The organism is Stutzerimonas chloritidismutans AW-1 (genome assembly GCF_000495915.1).
GTDB lineage: Bacteria > Pseudomonadota > Gammaproteobacteria > Pseudomonadales > Pseudomonadaceae > Stutzerimonas > Stutzerimonas chloritidismutans.
This window is the reverse complement of the sequence record NZ_AOFQ01000038.1, coordinates 1-20,558: the sequence shown is the minus strand read 5'-3', so window position 1 is coordinate 20,558 and position 20,558 is coordinate 1. Positions and strand designations below refer to the sequence as shown.

The following is a 20,558-nucleotide window of genomic DNA, read 5'->3' as shown; positions in this document are numbered from 1 at the left end:
CATGGCCAGACCTCGCCTGTTACCGGACAACTTCACTCTGGCCCTGCTCGGTGCGGTGGCCATCGCCACGCTGCTGCCAGCGCGGGGGCAGGGCGTGGCGGTATTCGAGTGGATCACCAACCTGGCCATCGGCCTGCTGTTCTTCATGCACGGCGCCAAGCTCTCGGGCAGTGCGATCCTCGCCGGCATGGGCCATTGGCGCCTGCATCTCCTGGTGTTCAGCTGTACCTTCGTGCTGTTCCCGCTGCTCGGGCTGGCGCTGCGCCCGCTGCTGACGCCGATGATCGGCGCCGAACTGTACCTGGGCATGCTCTACCTCTGTGCCTTGCCGGCCACGGTGCAGTCGGCCATCGCCTTCACCTCGCTGGCGCGCGGCAACATCCCTGCGGCGGTATGCAGCGCGGCGGCTTCCAGCCTGATCGGCATCTTCCTCACGCCGCTGCTGGTACTGCTGCTGATGGGCGCGCAAGGCGAAGGCGGCTCGACGCTGGATGCCATCGGCAAGATCGTCGTGCAGCTGCTGCTGCCGTTCATCGCCGGGCAGATCGCGCGGCGCTGGATTGGCGACTGGGTGGCGCGCAACAAGGGCTGGCTAAAGAACGTCGACCAGAGCTCTATCCTGCTGGTGGTCTACACCGCGTTCAGCCATGCGGTGGTCGAGGGCATCTGGCAGCAGGTGCCGCTGCCGCAGCTGCTGGGTCTGGTGCTGGCCTGCTGTCTGCTGCTGGCGCTGGCCCTGCTGATCACCTGGCTGGTGGCGCGCTGGCTGGGCTTCGAACTAGAAGACCGCATCACCATTCTCTTCGCCGGCTCGAAGAAGAGCCTGGCCACCGGCATCCCCATGGCGCAAGTGCTGTTCGCCGGCGGTGCGCTGGGCACGCTGATCCTGCCATTGATGCTGTTTCACCAGATTCAGCTGATGGTCTGCGCGGTACTGGCGCAGCGCTATGCGTCACGACCAGAAACAGCAGCGGTCGCAAAAGCGGGCTGACTCGAAGCCAATCAGCGGCGGATTCGTGACTGCAGTGCAAAGATCATTTGCCCGTTACGGTCTGGGAGCGGTGCGCAGGGGTGGCTAAGCTGCGCGCCATTCTGTTGCTGAGGCATTCCCATGAAGAAGATTCTGCTACTCAACGGCGGCAAGGCCTTCGCCCACTCGGCCGGCCAGTACAACGCCACGCTGCATCAGGCAGCCATCGAAACCCTGACTGCGGCCGGCTTCGAGGTCCGCACCACCGAGATCGACACCGGCTACGACGTGCAGCAGGAAGTCGAGAAGATTCTCTGGGCGGATGCGCTGATCTATCAGATGCCCGGCTGGTGGATGGGTGCACCCTGGACGGTGAAGAAATACCTGGACGAGGTGTTCACCGCCGGCCACGGCAGCCTCTACGCCAACGACGGTCGTACCCGCTCGGACGCGTCGCAGAAGTACGGCAGCGGCGGTCTGCTACAGGGCAAGCGCTACATGATTTCCGCCACCTGGAACGCGCCGCAGCAGGCCTTCGACGACGCCAGCGATTTCTTCGCCGGCAAGGGCGTGGATGCCGTCTACCTGCCGTTTCACAAGGCCAACGAGTTTCTCGGCATGCAGGGCTTGCCGACTTTCCTCAGCGTCGATGTCATGAAACAGCCGCAAATCGAGGCGGATGTCGCACGCTATCGCCGGCACTTGGGCGAGGTGTTCGGCTTCAGTGTCTGACCTTCGCGTCAGGCAAAGAAAAACCCCTTGCGGCAAGGGCCGGGAGGGGTTTTTCGTTTCAGCGCGAGGCGATCACTCCACGGCCTTGACCATATCCTCGACCACCTTCTTGGCGTCGCCGAAGACCATCATGGTCTTGTCCATGTAGAACAGCTCGTTGTCGAGGCCGGCATAGCCGCTGGCCATGGAGCGCTTGTTGACGATGACCGTCTTGGCCTTGTAGGCCTCAAGGATCGGCATGCCGGCGATGGGCGACTTCGGATCGGTCTTCGCCGCCGGGTTGACCACGTCGTTGGCGCCAAGTACCAGCACCACGTCGGCCTGGCCGAACTCGGAGTTGATGTCCTCCATCTCGAAAACCTGCTCGTAAGGCACCTCGGCCTCGGCCAGCAGTACGTTCATGTGCCCCGGCATGCGTCCAGCCACCGGGTGGATCGCGTACTTCACGGTCACGCCCATGTGCGTCAGCTTCTCGGCCAGCTCCATCAGCGCGTGCTGCGCGCGGGCGACCGCCAGGCCGTAGCCCGGGACGATGATCACGGTGTCGGCGTTGGTCAGCAGGAAGGCCGCGTCGTCGGCCGAACCGGACTTCACGTTGCGCTCCAACTGCGCGCCCGCCGGGCCGCCGGCATCGGCGTCGGCACCGAAGCCGCCGAGGATCACGTTGAAGAACGAGCGGTTCATCGCCTTGCACATGATGTACGAGAGGATCGCGCCGGAAGAGCCCACCAGCGAGCCGGCGATGATCAGCATCGAGTTGTTCAGCGAGAAGCCGATACCGGCCGCCGCCCAGCCCGAATACGAGTTGAGCATCGACACCACCACCGGCATGTCGGCGCCGCCGATGGGGATGATGATCAGCACGCCGATGACGAACGCCAGCGCCACCAGGATGGCGAAGGCGGTCAGGTTGCCGGTGAAGGTGTAGACCAGGCCTAGGCCGACGATCGCCAGGCCCACGGCCAGGTTGACCATGTGCTGGCCCTTGAATACCACCGGGGCACCCTGAAACAGGCGGAACTTGTACTTGCCGGACAGCTTGCCGAAGGCGATCACCGAACCGGAGAAGGTGATGGCACCGATGGCCGCGCCGAGGAACAGCTCCAGGCGGTTACCCACCGGAATCGCGTAGCCGATCTGCTCGACGATGCCCAGCGACTGCGGCTCGACGACGGCGGCGATGGCGATGAATACCGCGGCCAGGCCGATCATGCTGTGCATGAAGGCGACCAGCTCGGGCATCTTGGTCATCTCGACGCGCTTGGCCATGACGGTGCCGACGCTGCCGCCGATCAGCAGGCCGACGATCACGTAGCCGATGCCGGCGGTGGCCAGCTCGCTGCCGAGCTTGAAGATCAGGCCGACCGTGGTCAGTACCGCCAGGCCCATGCCGATCATGCCGAACAGGTTGCCGCGTCTTGAGGTGGTGGGGTGGGAAAGGCCCTTCAGTGCCTGGATGAAGCACACCGAGGCGACCAGATAGAGCAGGGTGATCAGGTTCATGCTCATGGCTTACTTGCCCTCCGCCTTGGCCGCGCTGCGGTCCTTCTTCTTGAACATTTCCAGCATGCGACGGGTGACCAGGAAGCCCCCGAACACGTTGACCGCGGCCAGCGCCACGGCGAGGGTGCCCATGGCCTTGCCCAGCGGGGTGACGGTGAGCGCTGCGGCCAGCATGGCGCCGACGATGACGATCGCCGAAATCGCGTTGGTGACCGCCATCAGTGGCGTGTGCAGGGCCGGGGTGACGTTCCAGACCACGTGGTAGCCGACGTAGATCGCCAGCACGAAGATGATCAGGTTGTAGATGCCGTCCGAAATCAGATCCATGTTCGCGTCTCCCTTAACCGTTGGTCCGCACGACCTGGCCGTCGCGGCACATCAGGCACGCGGCGACGATGTCGTCTTCGAGGTTGAGCTGGAACTGGCCGTCCTTGTCGATGACCAGCTTGAGAAAATCCAGCAGGTTGCGGGCGTACAGCGCCGAGGCGTCGGCCGCTACCAGCGTCGCCAGGTTGGCGTGGCCGACGATGGTCACACCGTGGCGCACCACCACCTGGTCGATCTCGGTCAGCGGGCAGTTGCCGCCGTGGCCGGCTGCCAGGTCGACGATCACCGAGCCGGGCTTCATCTGCTCGACGGTGGCTTCCTGCAGCAGCGTCGGCGCCTTGCGGCCCGGGATCAGCGCGGTGGTGATGACGATGTCCGACTGCAGCGCACGCTCGTGCACCGCCTGCGCCTGACGCGCCATCCACGAGGCCGGCATCGGCCGCGCATAGCCGCCGACGCCTTCGGCGCATTCGCGCTCCTCGTCGGTCTCAAGCGGCACGTCGACGAACTTGGCGCCGAGCGATTCGATCTGCTCCTTCACCGCCGGACGCACGTCCGAAGCCTCGACCACTGCACCCAGGCGCTTGGCTGTGGCGATGGCCTGCAGCCCGGCGACACCGGCACCGAGGATCAGCACGCGTGCGGCCTTCACCGTACCGGCGGCGGTCATCAGCATCGGCATGAAGCGCGGGTAGTGATGGGCACCGACCAGCACCGCCTTGTAGCCGGCGATGTTGGCCTGCGACGAGAGCACGTCCAGGCTCTGTGCACGGGACGTACGCGGCGCGGCTTCCAGGGCAAAGGCGGTGACGCCGCGGGCAGCCATGCGCGCGATACAGGCGTTATCGAACGGGTTGAGCATGCCCAGCAGCACACTGCCGGACTGCATCTGCGCCAGTTCGGCATCGTCCGGCGCATTGACCTTCAGCACCAGCTCGGAGGCAAAGGCCGCGGCCGCATCGCCGATGGTTGCGCCGACCGCTTCATAGGCGCTGTCCGGCACGCTGGAAAGCAACCCGGCGCCGCTTTGCAGCGTCACCCGGTGCCCTTGGCCGATCAGTTTCTTGACGGTTTCCGGGGTCGCGGCGACGCGCGTTTCCCCGGAGTGGGTTTCGAGAGGAACACCGATGTGCATTGTTGTTGTTCTCCTGCGTGATCATGACCGGTGCTGCGCGAGCCGCGCACCGACGTGCTTTTCACCCGCCCGCTGCTCTGGCGGACGGGGTATGGAACAGGTGAAGCCAGCCGGGCGAAGCGCAAAAACGGATCGCCCGGCGCGGCATTCTGCAAGCCTTGAAAAAATCAAACAACTGTTTCAATCAAACGATTGTATTTGACGCGCCGGTCGCAGGATGACTGCCTGTTTTCCGTGTTTCGCTGCAGATTGCGTCCTGTTTGGCTCTGCGTACGACCAGTTCGTCCGCGCCAGGCACACGACACGGCCGCATCATGAATGACGCGCCATTGACAGGGTATTCGTCAGCGGTGCCAAGCATCTCCGACCTTGGTGTCGGGTTAAGTCGGGTATGCAGGAAAAACGCGCGCACGTTGAAATGTCATTCAATCCTTGTAGTCCAACTAGGCTGGTTGGACCCGATTGGAGTGTTTCGAGCGCAGTGACGTCGGGTCGCTGCGTATCGCTGGTGGAGCTGGACGATGCCCGAACTCGATGTAAACGAAGTCACCACGCTGCTCGAACAGCCGGCCCAGCGCCGCTTGCCGTTCGCCTTTGCGCGTCGGCACGGCGTGATCCTGCTGGAGCGTGGCGGCGAGCTGCGCCTCGGCCTACGCGAGGGCGCCGCGCTGACGGCGGTGCAGGAGGCGCAGCGGGTCGTTGGTATGCGTCTGCCGATGCAATGGCTAGCGCAGGCTGATTTCGATCAGGCGCTCGGTGCCGCCTATCAGCACGATTCCTCGGCGGCGATGTTGATGGTCGAGGGGCTGGGCAACGACCTCGACCTGGCCAGCCTGGCCGACCAGATCCAGGAAACCGAGGACCTGTTGGAGCAGGAGGACGACGCGCCGATCATTCGCCTGATCAACGCAATCCTCGGCGAGGCGATTGCCGAGAACGCCTCGGATATCCATATCGAAACCTTCGAGAAGCGCCTGGTGATCCGCTTTCGAGTTGATGGCATCCTCCGTGAAGTGGTGCAGCCCAAGCGCGAGCTGGCGGCGCTGCTGGTGTCGCGGATCAAGGTCATGGCCAAGCTGGATATCGCCGAGAAGCGTATCCCGCAGGACGGGCGCATCTCGCTGCGCGTCGGCGGCCGCGAGGTCGACATCCGTGTCTCCACGCTTCCCTCGGCCAATGGCGAGCGGGTGGTGTTGCGTCTGCTGGACAAGCAGGCCGGGCGCTTGACCCTGCGCCATTTGGGCATGAACGAGCAGGATCGCGACCACCTGGAGCAGGCGGTGAAGAAACCGCACGGGATCATTCTGGTCACCGGCCCCACCGGGTCGGGTAAGACCACCACGCTCTACGCCGCGCTGACCACCCTCAATGACCGTACGCGCAACATCCTCACCGTTGAGGACCCCATCGAATACCACCTCGAAGGCATCGGCCAAACCCAGGTCAACGCCAAGGTCGACATGACCTTCGCCCGCGGCCTGCGCGCCATCCTGCGCCAGGACCCGGACGTGGTGATGGTCGGCGAGATCCGCGATCAGGAAACCGCCGACATGGCCGTGCAGGCCTCGTTGACCGGTCACTTGGTGCTCTCCACGCTGCACACCAACAGCGCCATCGGCGCCGTCACGCGCCTGGTGGACATGGGTGTCGAGCCGTTCCTGATTTCCTCCTCGCTGCTCGGTGTGCTGGCCCAGCGCCTCGTGCGGGTGCTGTGCAATGACTGCAAACGTGCCTACGTCGCCGATGCCGCCGAGTGCGCGCTGCTCGGTGTGAGTCCGGACAACGCACCCACGCTGTATCACGCCGAAGGCTGCGAGCAGTGCCGGGGCCTCGGTTACCGCGGGCGTACCGGCATCTATGAGCTGGTGCTGTTTGACGACGCCCTGCGCACCATGGTGCACACCCGCGCCAGCGAGCAGGACATGCTGCGTCACGCTCGGGTACTGGGGCCGAGCATCCGCGACGACGGCCTGCGCAAGGTGCGCGAGGGCGTGACCACCATCGAGGAAGTGCTGCGGGTGACGCGTGAGGAGTGAGGGGATGGGGTTGTTACCGGCTCGCCTGGAGAGGCATCTGCAGCCTGACCGACGCTGCACGGTGACGCCATTCGCGGCCAAGGCCGCCCCCACGTGTGTGCGCTGCCTGTGTGGGAGCGGTCTTGACCGCCAGTCGCCAGTGTTGGAGACCGCCTGATGGCTGCTTTCGAATACCTTGCCCTCGACCCGCGTGGCCGTGAGCAGAAGGGCCTGATCGAAGCCGACAGCCCGCGTCAGGCGCGCCAGCTGCTGCGCGAGAAGCAGTGGGCGCCGCTGGAGGTGAAGCAGGCCAAGTCCAAGGAAGACGTCAGCCGTGGCGGCCTGAGTTTCGGCCGCGGCCTGTCGGCGCGCGATCTGGCATTGGTCACCCGGCAGCTGGCGACGCTGGTACAGGCCGCGCTGCCGATCGAGGAAGCCTTGCGCGCGGCAGCGGCGCAGTCCACCTCGGCGAAGATCAAATCGATGCTGCTGGCCGTGCGTGCGCGGGTGATGGAAGGCCACAGCCTGGCTGCGGCCTTGCGCGAATATCCGTCGGCGTTTCCCGAGCTCTACCGCGCCACCGTGGCGGCCGGAGAGCACGCCGGCCATCTCGGGCTGGTGCTCGACCAGCTCGCCGACTACACCGATCAGCGTCAGCAGTCGCGGCAGAAGATCCAGCTGGCGCTGCTCTATCCGGTGATCCTGATGGTCGCCTCGCTGGCCATCGTCGTGCTGCTGCTCGGCTATGTGGTGCCGGACGTGGTCAAGGTATTCGTCAACACCGGCCAGGAACTGCCGGCGCTGACCCGCGGGCTGATCGCCACCAGCGACGTGGTGAAGAACTGGGGCTGGCTGATCGTGCTCGGCATCATCGCCGCGTTCCTCGCCATGCGCGCGGCACTGCGCGACCCGGCCGTGCGCCTGCGCTGGCATGCGTTCATTCTGCGGATACCGCTGATCGGCCGCCTGAGCCGGGCGACCAATACCGCGCGCTTCGCCTCGACCCTGGCGATCCTCACCAAGAGTGGCGTGCCGCTGGTGGAGGCGCTGTCCATCGCCGCCGCGGTGATCGCCAATCTGCGCATCCGCGAGCGGGTGGTGGAGGCTGCGCAGAAAGTGCGCGAAGGCAGCAGCCTGACCCGCGCGCTGGATGCCACCGGCGAATTCCCGCCGATGATGCTGCACATGATCGCCAGCGGCGAGAAATCCGGTGAACTGGATCAGATGCTGGCGCGAACCGCGCGTAATCAGGAGAACGACCTCGCCGCTCAGGTGTCTCTGCTGGTCGGCCTGTTCGAACCGTTCATGCTGGTGTTCATGGGGGCTGTGGTGCTGGTAATCGTGCTGGCGATCCTGATGCCGATCCTCTCTCTCAACCAACTGGTGGGGTAACGACAATGAAGTTGCAACGACGCACGCAAGGGGGCTTCACCCTCATCGAAATCATGGTGGTGGTGGTCATCCTCGGCATCCTCGCTGCGCTGGTGGTGCCGCAGGTGATGAGCCGCCCCGATCAAGCCAAGGTCACCGTGGCCAAGGGCGACATCAAGGCCGTCGCCGCCGCGCTGGACATGTACAAGCTGGACAACTTCGCCTACCCGAGCACCCAGCAGGGGCTGGAGGCGCTGGTGAAGAAGCCTTCCGGCAACCCGCAGCCGAAGAACTGGAACCGCGACGGTTACCTCAAGCGCCTGCCCAAGGACCCGTGGGGCAACGACTACCAGTATCTCTCGCCAGGCACCCAGGGCCAGTTCGACCTCTACTCCTTCGGCGCCGACGGCAAGCCCGGCGGCAGCGACCTCAACGCCGACATCGGTAACTGGGACCTCTAATCGATGCGGCAGCGCGCCCGCGCCTTCACGTTGATCGAACTGCTGGTGGTGATTGTCCTGCTGGGCATTCTGGTCAGCGTGGCGGTGCTCAGTGTCGGCGGTTCGAGCACCTCGCGCGAGCTGCGTGACGAGGCGCGCCGCCTGGCCGCGCTGATCGGCGTGCTCAGCGACGAGGCGGTACTCGACAGTCGCGAATACGGTCTGCTGGTCAACAGCGAGGGCTATCGCGTACTGCGTTACGACGAAGCTGCCACGCGCTGGCTGGAAGTCGAACGGCGCAAGGTGCACAAGGTCCCGGAGTGGATGCGCCTGGACCTTGAGCTGGACGGCACGCCGCTGGAACTGGTGGCCCCGACTCAGCGCGAGGACGACCGCGCCGGGCTGTCGCGCGAAGGCGAGCGAACCGAACGTCGTGCGCCGCGGCTGGAGCCGCAGTTGCTGATTCTTTCCAGCGGCGAGCTGTCGCCGTTCAGCCTGCGCCTGTCCGAACGCAAGCCGCGCGGCGGTGGCTGGCTGGTCACCAGCGACGGCTTCCGTCTGCCTGAGGCAAAAGTCATCGAGGACAGGCGATGAGCAGGCGCCTGGCCAGGGCCGGCCGCGGTTTCACCCTGCTGGAAGTGCTGGTGGCACTGGCGATCTTCGCCAGCGTGTCGGCCGTGGTGCTCACCGCGGCCGGGCGCAGCCTGAGCAACGCCGGGCGGCTGGAGGAACTGACCCTGGCCGGCTGGATCGCCGACAACCGCATCAGCGAACTGCAGTTGCAGCAGACCCCGCCTGCCATCGGCCGCGAAACCCAGGCGCTGGAATACGGCGGCCGCCAGTGGCAGACCCTCAGCGAAATCGAGGCCAGCGCCGATCCGGGCCTGCTGCGGGTGACCGTCTGGGTTGCGCTGCAGACATCGCGTGGCCGCAGCGATCCGGTACCCGAGCGCGCGGTCACCAGCCTTACCGGATTCATCGGTGTCGGCCCGGGAGCCGCGCGCCAATGAACGCTCATGCGCGCACCAGCGCCGGTTTCACCCTGCTCGAACTGTTGATTGCCATCGCCCTCTTCGCGCTGCTTGGCCTCGGCACCTATCGCATGCTCGAAGCGGTGCTGCAAAGCGATGAGGCGGTGCGTGCCCAGGAGCTGCAGCTGCGCAAGCTGAGCCGCGCGGTGTGGGCCTTCGAACGTGACCTGCAGCAGGTGATCGGGCGGCCGATCCGCGATGAGTTCGGCGACGAGCGCAATGCCTTCATCGGGCAGCTCGATGGCGAAGACGGCGCGCCGGTGCTGGAGCTGACCCGTGCCGGCTGGCGCAATCCCACCGGGCTGCGTCGCGCCAATCTGCAGCGGGTGCGCTGGCGCCTGGCTGGCGACAACCTCGAGCGCGTCTACTGGGTGGTGCTGGACCGTGACCTCGACAGCGAGCCGCGCGTGCAGCGGGTACTGGAAGACGTGCAGGGCCTGCAGTTGCGCTACCTGGACGAAGAGGCGGTGTGGCACGAGGAGTGGCCGCCGTTCGATTTCGGCCGCGGCAGCCCGGAGAATGCCGCCGAGCGCCTACCGATCGCCCTGGAATTGAATATCGAGCACGCCCGCTACGGCCGTATCACCCGTCTGCTGCGCCTGCCCGACGCCGTCGAGCAGGCGACGCAGCAGGCGCTGCCCGGCGCCGAGGGCGTGCCCGAGCCGTTCGAAGGGGAGCTGCCGCAATGAAGCACCAGCGCGGTGTGGCGCTGATCACCGTGCTGCTGGTGGTGGCCATCGTCACCGTGGTCAGCGCGGCAATGGTGGCGCGTCAGCAGCTCAGCATTCGTGCCAGCAGCAACCAGCTGCAGGCACGCCAGGCTTGGCACTACGCGCTGGGCGGCGAAGCGCTGGCCCAGGCCATGCTCGCTCGCGATCTGCGGGCTGGTGCGACGGGCGAGACGGGCGCTAATGGTGAGGCCGCGGCCGTCGATCATCTGCTCGAGCCCTGGGCGCAGCCGCTGCCGGCGTTCGAGATCGATCAGGGCGAGATCCTCGTGCGTATCGAGGATCTCGCCGGACGCTTCAACCTCAACGACCTGCTGCGCGACCAGCAGCCCAACCCCGCCGCGGTCGAGCAGTTCCGCCGGCTGCTGCTGCGTCTGCAGATCAGCGCGCCCTATGCCGAGCGCCTGCTCGACTGGATCGACCCCGACCAGCAGCCGAGCGGTGAGCTGGGTGCCGAAGACAACGCCTATCTCGGCCTCGATACGCCCTATCGCAGCGCCGGTCGCCGGTTGCATGACCTGTCCGAGCTGCGGCTACTGCTGGACATGCGCGAGGAAGATTTCCAGCGCCTGGCGCCCTATGTCGTCGCGCTGCCGCCCAACGTGCCGCTGAACGTCAACACGGCGAGCGCGATGGTGCTTTCCAGCCTGAGCGACAACCTCAGCCTCGGCGCGGCCGAGTCGCTGGTCGAGCTGCGCCGTGCCGCGCCGTTTCGCAACAGCGCGGCATTCCTCGCGCAGCCGGCGCTGGCCGGGACTACGCTGCAGGGCACTGCGCTGGCGGTTGGCAGTCAATTCTTCCAGGCCACCAGTGAAGTGCGCCTGGGCGACCGCCGGCTGGCGCTGGTCAGCCTGTTGCAACGTGAGCAGGACGGCAGTGTCCGCGTGCTCGCGCGAAATCTCGGTCAGCCTGCCCGGCAGACCCTCCCATCCGACGGAGAACGCTAGACCATGGATTGCCTGTTTCTGCCCGCCGACAGTCCGGCCCGGCTCGATGCCGAGACCCGCGCCTACTGGCTGCCAAAGGACGAACCCGGCCGCTGGCAGCCACTGGGCGAATGCGCCGCAGGCAATGGCGCGATCAGCCTGATCCTGCCGGCGGAAGTCTGCAGCTTTTTCGCCGTCACCCTGCCGACGCGCAAGGCGCGCTGGATGCAGCAGGCGCTGGCCTACGCCGCCGAGGAGCTGCTGGCAGAGAACGTCGACGATCTGCATCTGGCCCTCGGCGAAGCACTGCCGGACGGCCGCCTGCGGGTCGTGGCGATCCGCCGCCAGCTGCTGGATGACTGGCTTGGCCAGTTGCGCGAGCTGGGCCTGCTGATCGTGGCGATTCATGTCGACGCCGATCTGCTGCCGCGGGAGGGCACGCAGCTGTTGTTCATCGGTGAGCGTGGCCTGCTCGGCGGCGTCGGCGAAACGCGCTTGGCCTTCGCCACCGAGGATTGGCCGCAGCTGTCCGGCCTCTGCCCGGCGCCCTGGCATGCCCAGGGCAGTGAAAGCGAGCCGCCGCTGGCGCTCGACGACTACCGGCAGGTGGACGATCCCTATGCGTTTCTCGGTTCGCAGCGCGCGGCAGCGATCAACCTCGCCCAGGGTGACTTCGCCGTGGAGGTCGGCAACACCGGCCTCGGTTACTGGAAACCGCTATTCGCCGTCGCCGGCCTGATCCTGCTGGTGCAGCTGGGCTTCAACCTGAGCCAGGCCTGGTATTTCCAGCGCCAGGGTGATGCCTACGCCGAGGCCAGTCTGGCGCTGTATCGCGAGCTGTTTCCCGAGGACATCCGCATCGTCAACATGCGCGCGCAGTTCGATGATCATCTGGCCCGCGGCAGCGGTGGCCAGGCGGGCTTTCTGCGCCTGCTCGACCACGCCGCCGCGGCACTGGAGGACGGCATTCCGGTGACCATCGGCCAGCTCGACTACAACCAGGATCGCGGCGATCTGGCGCTGCAGGTGCAGGCCATGGACTTTCCCACGCTGGAAACATTGCGCCAACGCCTGGGTGACACCGGTCAGAGCGTGCAGCTGGGCTCGGCCAGTCGAGAAGGCGATGGCGTCAGCGCGCGCGTGGTGATCGGAGGCTGATGATGAATCTCAAGCAACAACTGGCCGTGCGCCTCGCCGATTCGCCGCTGTGGCAGCGCTGGCAGCGCCTGGCGCCCCGTGAGCGCACCTCGCTGAGCCTGCTCGGCGCCTTTCTGCTCGCCGTGCTGTTCTATCTCTGGCTGTGGCTGCCGGCGCAACGCCAGGCCGCCGACGCTCGCGCGTATTACCAGGCGCAGCGCGAACTGCATGCCTACATGGAGCAGAACACCGAACTGGCGCGGCAGATGGAGCGCAGCAACCAGGTCGAGCTGGCGCCGGAGCAGCTGCAGGGGGTGATCACCGAAAGCGCGCAGCAGGGCAACCTGCGAATCGAGAGCTTCGACAATGGCAGCGACGGCAGCCTGCAGGTGAGCCTGCCGGGGGCATCGTACGCATTGCTGTTGCGCTGGTTCGACACCCTGCAGGGGCAGGGCGTGAGCATTGCTGACGTCAGCCTGGAGCGCGCCGGTGAAGGGCTGGTGAATGCGCGGGTGAGCTTTCGCGCGGGGAGTTGATGGCGCCCTGATCCGTCGCCGGGCCTGCGCGAGGCACAGACCCGGCGGCGCGGGCTGTCAGTGTGGCGAGTTGAACTGCATCGCCAGGGCGCGCAAGGCGGCTTCAGCGGCGAGTACCTTGGCAATCGCGTCGTTGGCCTTCTCGCGGGTGATACCCAGGCGATCGAACAGCTGCTGCGGCACCTCGGTATCCGGCCCGCTGCCGATGCCACGGTTGCGCAGCATGCGTACCGCCAGGCAGACCAGGTTCGGATAGGCCGCATCTTCGCCGTCATAGCCGGGGTCGTTCTGGAAACGCAAGGCGGCCGCCAGTTCCTCGGGCATGCCCCACAGACGCATCAGCCAGGCACCGATCTGCTCGCGGGTGATACCCAGCAGATGCTGCTCGACGTGACTGTGCGACAGGTGCGGGTTGGCTTCCAGGTGCCGGCAGATCAGCGAAAAATGCGGTGGAAAGACGTGCGCCAGTACCAGATAGCCGAAGTTGTGCAGCAGTCCGGCGAGGTAGCTCAGGCCGGGTTCCGGGCGCTGTTCGCGGGGAATCGCACGGGTCAGCCCCTCGATGACCGCGGCTGTATAGATCGCCTGTTGCCAGTAGGGCGTGGCGTCCTGCGGCTTGTCGTCCGGCAGGCTGATGGTCTTGCCCAGCGCTAGACCAAGGGCCAGGTTGATCACCAGGTCGAAGCCGAGCACGCGGACGATGGCGTCTTCCACCGAGCGGATGCGCCCGGGAGCGGCGTAGTAGGGCGAGGCCGCCCAGCTGATCACCTGCGCCGCCAATGCCGGGTCGGTTTCCACCACGCCGGTGATGTCGTCGACCGTGGCGTCGGGGTTGACCCGCAGCTTGATGATTTTCTGCGCCGTATGCGGCAGCGGCGGAATCTCGATGGTTTCTTCCAGACGCTTCTGGATGCGTCGCGCGGTGAAACTCTGCACCGCCTGACTGATCTCGGCGCGGTCGTCGTCCGGGCGGTCCAGGTTCGGCCGGATGCTGCTCAGCGGTACGGCGAAACTACCGGCCGTGGCCTTGCTCAGCAGACGCTTGAAGTCGCCACTGCTGACCTCCACCAGCAGGCCAGGCTGGCCGGATTCAACCAGCAGCCGTGGCTGTTGCATCAGGCATTCTTCATACAGGCAGGGCGAACTGGTCAGCGGCGGCAGGCCAGGCAGGCGGCTCAACTGGTGCTTGCCCAGCATCCGGGCCAGTCGCTCCGGCTTTACAGCTGCCAGCTCGCGGCCGGTAAGCTCGGCCAGGCGCGCGAGATCGAGCAGATGGTTCTGGGGGAAGAGCACCAGCATGGCGCCGATGCTGTCGTCCAGCAGCACTGCCTGAACCCGTTGGGCGGCGGGAAAATTGGGGCGATCGCGCTGGATCTGGTAACTCACACCGAGGTCTTTCAACAGCTTGGTGATCAGGAGGGGCAGTTCGGAGCAGCTTTCGGTGTCGACAGCAGAATTCATGAGCGGACCCGTTGTAGTGACCTGCCGGAGTATAGCGAAGCCGTCAGCCACGGATGGTGTGGCGACGGATGGTTGTCATACCTGGCCGTATTCCTGGCCATGACGCAGCCAACGCTCGAGCAGCGGGCTGACGTGCTGCGGCCAGCGCGCCAGCAATTCCTGGGCGGCATCGCGCACCGCCGGGAGCAGCTCGGCATCGCGCATCAGATCGGCGACCTTGAACTGCAAGAGGCCGGTCTGGCGGGTGCCGAGCATCTCGCCGGGGCCGCGCAGTTCTAGATCCTTTTCGGCAATCAGGAAGCCGTCGCAGGTTTCGCGCATGATCGCCAGCCGTTCGCGGCCGAGCTGCGACAGCGGTGGATGGTACAGCAGCACGCAATGACTTGCCGCACTGCCACGGCCGACCCGCCCGCGCAGCTGGTGCAGCTGGGCCAGGCCCAGGCGCTCCGGGTTTTCGATGATCATCAGGCTGGCGTTGGGCACGTCGACGCCCACTTCGATGACGGTGGTGGCGACCAGGAGTTGCAGCTCGCCACGCTTGAACTGCTCCATCACCGCGGCCTTCTCGGCCGGTTTCATGCGCCCGTGGATCAGCCCGACGCGCAGCCCGACCAGCGCCGCCGAGAGGTCTTCGAAGGTGGTTTCCGCGGCTTGGCAGGTGAGCTCTTCGGATTCCTCGATCAGGGTGCACACCCAGTACGCCTGGCGCCCCTCGTTGCAGGCGATGCGCACCCGCTCGATCACCTCCAGGCGCCGGCTATCGGCGATTACCAGGGTGTTCACCGGCGTACGCCCTGGCGGCAGTTCGTCGAGGATCGAGGTATCGAGATCGGCGTAGGCACTCATCGCCAGGGTGCGAGGGATTGGCGTGGCGGTCATGATCAGCTGGTGCGGGCAGAGTCGACCGTCGATGCCTTTCTGGCGCAGGGCCAGGCGCTGCTGCACGCCGAAGCGGTGCTGCTCGTCGATGATCACCAGCGCCAGGCGCCTGAAGACCACCTCGTCCTGAAACAGCGCGTGAGTGCCGACCACCATCGGGCAGCCGCCGGCGATCTGCTCCAGCGCGGCGGCGCGGGCCTTGCCCTTGAGCTTGCCGGCCAGCCAGGCGACCTCGATGCCGAGCGGTTCGAGCCACTTGCTGAAGTTGAGAAAGTGCTGCTCGGCGAGGATCTCGGTCGGCGCCATCAGCGCCACCTGGTAGCCGGCTTCCAGCGCCTGCAGGGCGGCGAGGGCGGCGACCACCGTCTTGCCGGCGCCAACATCACCCTGCACCAGACGCAGCATGGGCTCGTCCTGGGCCAGGTCATAGGCGATCTCGGCACCGACACGCTGCTGCGCGCCGGTGGGCGCGAAACCGAGGTTAGCGAGAAAGCGCTGCGGCAGCTTCTGCGCCGGCGGCAGCGCCGGCGCCTGCTGCGCGCGCACCCGCTCGCGCAGGCGCTGCAGCGACAGCTGATGGGTCAGCAGTTCCTCGAAGGCCAGGCGGTGCTGGGCCCAGTGGCGGCCTTCGGCGAGTTCTTCCAGATTGGCGTCGGCCGGCGGACGGTGCAGGTAGCGCAGGGCCTGATCCAGCGGGCCGAGCCGATAATCACGGGCCAGCTCGGCGGGCAGCCAGTCCGGCAGGCTGTGCGGGCCGAGGCGGCTTAGAGCCTGCTCGCTGAGGTTGCGCAGGCGCTGCTGGGTCAGGCCTTCGGTGGTTGGGTAGATCGGGGTCAGAGTCTGCTCGACAGGCGCCGGCTCGCCGGTCAGTGCGCGGTATTCCGGATGGTAGATCTCCAGCCCCGAGGCCCCGGGCCGCGCTTCGCCGTAACAGCGCAGCTGGGTGCCGCGCTTCATGGCTTCCTTCTGCGCCTGGCTGAAGTGATAGAAGCGCAGACTCAGGGTGCCGCTGCCGTCCTGCAGGCGTACCAGCAGGCTGCGGCGGCGGCCCATGACGATATCAGCGCCGGACACCACGCCTTCGATCACCGCGTCCTGCCCCGGGCGCAGGGCACCGATGGGCACCACGCGGGTGCGGTCCTGGTAACGCAGCGGCAGGTGGAAGAGCACGTCCTGCAGGGTTTCCAGGCCGACCCTGGCGAGCTTCTCGGCCAGTGCGGCGCCGACGCCCTTGAGTGCGGTGACCGGAACGGTCGCCAGTTCGCTCATGGCCTCAGGCTTTCGCCGATGGCGGCTTGCCTACCGAACACAGGCGGATCGAGTCAGCGAGGATCTCGATGGCCTTGGGCCGCGGAAAGCTGGCGCGCCAGGCGATCGCCACGGTGCGGAACGGCACCGGCGGCGTCAGCGGGCGGGTCTCCAGCACACCGGGGGAGTAGTGGTGGCTCTCCACCGCCGACAGCGGCAGGATCGACACGCCCAGGCCCGAGGCGACCATGTGGCGGATGGTTTCCAGCGAGCTGGATTCCACCGTGGTGTGGCTCGGTGCCTCGCCCTTGCGGGTGGTCGGACAGGCTTCGAGCACCTGATCGCGGAAGCAGTGGCCTTCACCGAGCAGCAGCAGGCTCTTGTCGTTGAGCATCTCGGCGTCGATGGTTTCCTTTGCCGTCCACGGATGGTCGGCCGGCATCAGTACGTAGAACGGCTCGTCGTAGAGCGGCTTGGTCAGCACGTCGGCTTCCTGGAACGGCAGCGCGACGATGATCGCGTCCAGTTCGCCGGTGCGCAGCTTGTCGCGCAGGATGTGGGTGAAGTTCTCTTCGATGTACAGCGGCATGTCCGGCGCCACACGATGCAGCTGCGGAATCAGGTGCGGGAACATGTAAGGGCCGACGGTGTAGATGGCGCCGACCTTCAGCGGTGCGGCCAGCTGATTCTTGCCGACCTGGGCCAGCTCGCGAATGCTCTGTGCCTGCTCCAGCACCTTCTGCGCCTGGGTGACGATGCCTTCGCCGACGGGGGTCAGGCGCACTGCGCTTTTGGTCCGCTCGAAGATCAGCACACCGAGCTCGTCCTCGAGCTTCTTCACACCGACCGAAAGGGTCGGCTGACTGACGTGGCAGCGTTCAGCGGCGCGGCCGAAGTGCTGTTCCTGGGCAAGGGTCACGATGTAGCGCAATTCGGTCAGAGTCATAGTCAGCATCCATCAATGTGCCGGCAAGCATAGCCTTTTGCGCAGCGCAGAACCAACCGGTCGGCCAGGCTTCGAAAGTCGGTACACTGCGGTTTCGTGCGGCCCGCGCGGCGGGTTACAACTGAGGGAGCAGAACATGGGCAAGCGCCTTAGCGTATTGATCGCAGGCTGTGGCGACCTTGGCAGTCGTCTCGGTCTGCAACTGAGTCGGGATGGCTGGACGGTGTACGGCCTGCGGCGCAACGCCGCCCAGCTGGCAGTGCCGATCCTGCCGGTCAACGGCGACCTTTCCGAGCCGACCTGTCCGCGCTGCTGGCCCAACGGCTCGCTGGACTATCTGGTCTATGCCGCATCCGCCACCGAACATGACGAAGCCGGCTATCGCCAGGCCTATGTCGAAGGCCTGCGCAATGTGCTCGGTTGGTTACAGCAGCGCGACCAGCGCCCTCGGCGGCTGCTGTTCGTTTCCAGCACCGGTGTGTACGCCCAGCGCGACGGCGAGTGGATCGACGAGGACTCGGCCACCGAGCCCGGCGGCTTCACCGGTCGGGTGATGCTCGAGGCCGAACAGCTGGCGCTCGACAGCGCCCTGCCGGTAACGCGGGTGCGTCTGGGTGGGCTGTACGACCCGAAGCGCCCCTGGCTGCAGAATCAGGTGCGCGCCGGTTTGCGTGTCGAGCGCGATCCGCCGCAGTACAGCAATCGCATCCATCGCGACGACGCCGCCGGGCTGCTGGCGTTTCTGCTGCAGAGCGACGCCAGTGGTGCTGCGCTGGAAGATTGCTATCTGGGCGTCGACGATGACCCGGCACCGTTGCACGAGGTGGTCGACTGGCTGCGCGAACGCCTGGGCGTCACCCACTGGGCCGAGCAGAGCATGACCCGCCGCGCCGGCAGCAAGCGCTGCAGCAATGCCCGCGCCCGTGCGTTGGGCTGGAAACCCAGGTACCCCAGCTATCGCGACGGTTACGCTTCGCTGGATCGCAATCGGCATTAGTGCAGCCCGTCGGTAATCGGGCAACTCTGGTGCGGCGCTGCTTACTAAAATCCTGACAGCACGCCGCACCGTGACAGAGGAGCTACAGCGAGGCAGCAAAGGAGAATCACCGAGACGGCGTTTCCGAAACCCGACCAGGAGATTGTCCATGAGAGCCCTCCGCTGGCACGGCAAGCACGATATCCGCTGCGACAACCACGTCCCCGACCCCTCCATCGAAGACCCTCGCGACGCCATCATCAAGGTGTCGTCCTGCGCCATCTGCGGCTCCGACCTGCACCTGTACGACGGCTTCATGCCCGGCATGCAGCACGGCGACATCATGGGCCACGAGTTCATGGGCGAGGTGATGGAGGTCGGCTCGGCGAACAAGAAGCTCAAGGTTGGCGACCGCGTGGTGGTGCCCTTCACCATTGTCTGCGGCGAGTGCGACCAGTGCCGGCGCGGCAATTTCTCGGTGTGCGAGCGAACCAACCGCAACAAGGACGTAGCTGACAAAGTCTTCGGCCACACCACCGCTGGCCTCTATGGCTACACCCACCTCACCGGCGGTTATGCCGGTGGTCAGGCTGAATACGTCCGCGTGCCCTATGCCGATGTCGGTCCCGTGGTGATCCCCAATGGTCTGACTGACGAGCAGGTATTGTTCCTCGGCGACATTCTCCCCACCGGCTGGCAAGCCGCGGCGCAATGCGACATCCAGCCCACCGACACCGTGGCAGTCTGGGGTGCCGGGCCGGTCGGCCAGTTCGCCGTCCGCAGCGCGGTGATGATGGGCGCCGAGCAGGTTATCTGTATCGACAACGTGCCCGAGCGCCTGTCCATGGCCCGCGCCGGCGGTGCCATCACCATCAACTTTGACGAAGAGAGCGTGCTTGAACGCCTCAAGGAGCTGACCCGCGGCAAGGGGCCGGAGAAGTGCATCGACTCGGTGGGCATGGAGGCGCACGCTGCGCGTTCGATCGATTCGATGTACGACCGCGCCAAGCAGGCGCTGATGCTCGAGAGCGACCGCCCGCACGTGCTGCGCGAGATGATCTACGTCTGCCGCCCGGCCGGCATCATTTCGATTCCCGGCGTCTACGGCGGGCTGATCGACAAGATCCCGTTCGGCGCGGCGATGAACAAGGGCCTGACATTCCGCATGGGCCAGACCCACGTCAATCGCTGGACCGACGATCTGTTGCGGCGCATCCAGGAAGGCGAGATCGATCCGAGCTTCGTCATTACCCACAGCGTCAGCCTCGAGCAGGGTCCGGAGATGTACAAGACCTTCCGCGACAAGCATGACGGCTGTATCAAGGTGGTCCTCAAGCCATGAACCGGTCGCCGATCCCTAACGTAGGGATCGGCCGAGCCACGTTATCGAGCGAGGAGTCTTTATGAGCATTCCACGTCAAGTCACCCGGCCCAACCATTCCGCGCGCACGCTGGCGCGGGGGCTGGGCTGGTTCAGTATCGGTCTGGGCGTCGTCCAGTTGGTGGCGCCGCGGCAGGTCGCACGCTTTATCGGCATGCCCGGCAGCGACGGGCTGGTCCGCGCCTGCGGGCTGCGCGAGATCGCCACCGGTGTCGGCATCCTGCTGGCGGATGATCCGAAACCCTGGATCTACGGTCGTATCGGCGGCGATGCACTGGACCTGGCCGGTCTCGGCTGGAGCATCGAGCACGGCCACGAGCCGGCGAATGCGGCTATTGCCGCCGGCGCGGTGGCCGGCATTACTGCGCTGGACCTGAGCTGCGCCAAGGGTCTGGATGCCGAGCAGGTGCCGGTGGTCGAATGGGACTACAGAGACCGCAGCGGTTTCCCCGGCGGCACTGCGCAGATGCGTGGCAGCGTCGAGGCCGAGTTCGCCGCCGCGCGGGCCGCGCCCAACGGCTATTCGCCGTCGCTTCATTGAGCTGAAACCCAGGGTTGGCTGGGTAGTGCCTGGTCGACTCTGAGCGCGACGATCCGCCGCATTTGCTATGGTGGCCGGCCGTTTCGGTCGTGGCCCTGCGCCGCGCCGCCAGCTTGCAGATGAGAGTCCATGTCTTCGGTCGTCAATGTCGTCTTGCCCGTCTTTGCGCTGATCCTGCTCGGTTACCTGTGCCGCCGTAGCGGCAGGATGGGGCCAACCGGCGCTTCCGAACTCAATCGGTTCGTGGTCTGGCTGGGGCCGCCGGCGCTGCTGTT

The 20,558-nt window shown here is 66.2% G+C and carries 20 protein-coding genes and 1 pseudogene; 15 read left to right on the top strand and 6 right to left on the bottom strand.

Annotated elements, in window-relative coordinates:
• Position 1: 1 nt before the first annotated feature.
• Both F753_RS37715 and mdaB read left to right on the top strand, forming a co-directional pair.
• Positions 2-991: a bile acid:sodium symporter family protein gene (locus tag F753_RS37715; protein ID WP_023445580.1), complete on the top strand. Its 990-nt coding sequence runs from the start codon at positions 2-4 to the stop codon at positions 989-991.
• Positions 992-1,111: 120 nt separating this feature from the next.
• Positions 1,112-1,702 carry an NADPH:quinone oxidoreductase MdaB gene (gene mdaB, locus F753_RS37710; protein WP_023445579.1) on the top strand — a complete coding sequence of 197 codons (591 nt, stop codon included), beginning with the start codon at positions 1,112-1,114 and terminating at the stop codon, positions 1,700-1,702.
• 72 nt (positions 1,703-1,774) lie between these two features.
• Here mdaB and F753_RS37705 read toward each other — a convergent pair whose 3' ends face one another.
• From F753_RS37705 to F753_RS37695, 3 genes are read right to left on the bottom strand one after another with little or no spacing between them, the layout of a single operon-like run.
• On the bottom strand, positions 1,775-3,211 hold the full coding sequence (locus F753_RS37705) for an NAD(P)(+) transhydrogenase (Re/Si-specific) subunit beta (RefSeq protein WP_023445578.1): 1,437 nt from the start codon (positions 3,209-3,211) through the stop codon (positions 1,775-1,777).
• A 3-nt stretch (positions 3,212-3,214) separates the two neighbouring features.
• On the bottom strand, positions 3,215-3,532 hold the full coding sequence (locus F753_RS37700) for an NAD(P) transhydrogenase subunit alpha part 2 (protein ID WP_003284152.1): 318 nt from the start codon (positions 3,530-3,532) through the stop codon (positions 3,215-3,217).
• A 13-nt stretch (positions 3,533-3,545) separates the two neighbouring features.
• Positions 3,546-4,667: a Re/Si-specific NAD(P)(+) transhydrogenase subunit alpha gene (locus F753_RS37695; protein WP_023445577.1), complete on the bottom strand. Its 1,122-nt coding sequence runs from the start codon at positions 4,665-4,667 to the stop codon at positions 3,546-3,548.
• A gap of 521 nt (positions 4,668-5,188) precedes the next feature.
• Between F753_RS37695 and gspE the strand changes: the two genes are divergently transcribed.
• The 9 genes from gspE (at position 5,189) to F753_RS37650 (ending at position 12,851) form a co-directional block, all read left to right on the top strand.
• Positions 5,189-6,703, top strand: a complete 1,515-nt coding sequence (gspE, locus tag F753_RS37690) for a type II secretion system ATPase GspE (RefSeq protein ID WP_023445576.1) — start codon at positions 5,189-5,191, stop codon at positions 6,701-6,703.
• A gap of 156 nt (positions 6,704-6,859) precedes the next feature.
• Entirely contained in the window at positions 6,860-8,074 is a 1,215-nt protein-coding gene (xcpS, locus tag F753_RS37685; protein ID WP_014822091.1) for a GspF family T2SS innner membrane protein variant XcpS, read from the top strand.
• Between the two features lie 5 nt (positions 8,075-8,079).
• Entirely contained in the window at positions 8,080-8,514 is a 435-nt protein-coding gene (gene gspG / locus F753_RS37680; protein WP_003301913.1) for a type II secretion system major pseudopilin GspG, read from the top strand.
• A 3-nt stretch (positions 8,515-8,517) separates the two neighbouring features.
• Positions 8,518-9,087, top strand: a complete 570-nt coding sequence (gene gspH / locus F753_RS37675; protein ID WP_023445575.1) for a type II secretion system minor pseudopilin GspH — start codon at positions 8,518-8,520, stop codon at positions 9,085-9,087.
• Entirely contained in the window at positions 9,084-9,503 is a 420-nt protein-coding gene (gspI, locus tag F753_RS37670; protein ID WP_023445574.1) for a type II secretion system minor pseudopilin GspI, read from the top strand. Before gspH ends, gspI begins: the two co-directional genes overlap by 4 nt.
• The gene (gene gspJ / locus F753_RS37665; RefSeq protein ID WP_023445573.1) at positions 9,500-10,213 is read left to right on the top strand and encodes a type II secretion system minor pseudopilin GspJ; all 714 of its coding nucleotides are present in this window, start codon (positions 9,500-9,502) and stop codon (positions 10,211-10,213) included. Before gspI ends, gspJ begins: the two co-directional genes overlap by 4 nt.
• The gene (gene gspK / locus F753_RS37660) at positions 10,210-11,199 is read left to right on the top strand and encodes a type II secretion system minor pseudopilin GspK (protein ID WP_023445572.1); all 990 of its coding nucleotides are present in this window, start codon (positions 10,210-10,212) and stop codon (positions 11,197-11,199) included. The genes gspJ and gspK overlap by 4 nt, the downstream gene beginning before the upstream one ends.
• Before the next feature lie 3 nt (positions 11,200-11,202).
• The gene (gspL, locus tag F753_RS37655) at positions 11,203-12,336 is read left to right on the top strand and encodes a type II secretion system protein GspL (RefSeq protein WP_023445571.1); all 1,134 of its coding nucleotides are present in this window, start codon (positions 11,203-11,205) and stop codon (positions 12,334-12,336) included.
• On the top strand, positions 12,336-12,851 hold the full coding sequence (locus F753_RS37650) for a type II secretion system protein M (protein ID WP_023445570.1): 516 nt from the start codon (positions 12,336-12,338) through the stop codon (positions 12,849-12,851). The genes gspL and F753_RS37650 overlap by 1 nt, the downstream gene beginning before the upstream one ends.
• A 57-nt stretch (positions 12,852-12,908) precedes the next feature.
• On the opposite strand, the gene F753_RS37645 is transcribed toward F753_RS37650, so the two are convergent.
• From F753_RS37645 to F753_RS37635, 3 genes are all read right to left on the bottom strand, one after another.
• Positions 12,909-14,312 carry an aminoacyl-tRNA deacylase and HDOD domain-containing protein gene (locus F753_RS37645; protein ID WP_023445569.1) on the bottom strand — a complete coding sequence of 468 codons (1,404 nt, stop codon included), beginning with the start codon at positions 14,310-14,312 and terminating at the stop codon, positions 12,909-12,911.
• A gap of 75 nt (positions 14,313-14,387) precedes the next feature.
• Positions 14,388-16,460 carry an ATP-dependent DNA helicase RecG gene (recG, locus tag F753_RS37640; RefSeq protein ID WP_023445568.1) on the bottom strand — a complete coding sequence of 691 codons (2,073 nt, stop codon included), beginning with the start codon at positions 16,458-16,460 and terminating at the stop codon, positions 14,388-14,390.
• A 4-nt stretch (positions 16,461-16,464) separates the two neighbouring features.
• Positions 16,465-17,385, bottom strand: a complete 921-nt coding sequence (locus F753_RS37635; RefSeq protein ID WP_014822082.1) for a hydrogen peroxide-inducible genes activator — start codon at positions 17,383-17,385, stop codon at positions 16,465-16,467.
• A gap of 136 nt (positions 17,386-17,521) precedes the next feature.
• Here F753_RS37635 and F753_RS37630 point away from each other — a divergent pair, with 136 nt between their 5' ends.
• The 4 genes and pseudogenes from F753_RS37630 to F753_RS50020 all read left to right on the top strand — a co-directional run.
• A complete protein-coding gene (locus F753_RS37630) occupies positions 17,522-18,382 on the top strand; it encodes an SDR family oxidoreductase (RefSeq protein ID WP_023445567.1) in 861 nt (286 codons plus the stop codon).
• A 148-nt stretch (positions 18,383-18,530) separates the two neighbouring features.
• The gene (locus tag F753_RS37625) at positions 18,531-19,703 is read left to right on the top strand and encodes a zinc-dependent alcohol dehydrogenase (RefSeq protein ID WP_023445566.1); all 1,173 of its coding nucleotides are present in this window, start codon (positions 18,531-18,533) and stop codon (positions 19,701-19,703) included.
• A 61-nt stretch (positions 19,704-19,764) separates the two neighbouring features.
• Positions 19,765-20,283 carry a hypothetical protein gene (locus F753_RS37620; RefSeq protein ID WP_023444776.1) on the top strand — a complete coding sequence of 173 codons (519 nt, stop codon included), beginning with the start codon at positions 19,765-19,767 and terminating at the stop codon, positions 20,281-20,283.
• A 129-nt stretch (positions 20,284-20,412) separates the two neighbouring features.
• Positions 20,413-20,558, top strand: a pseudogene (locus tag F753_RS50020) (AEC family transporter); the annotation flags it as partial.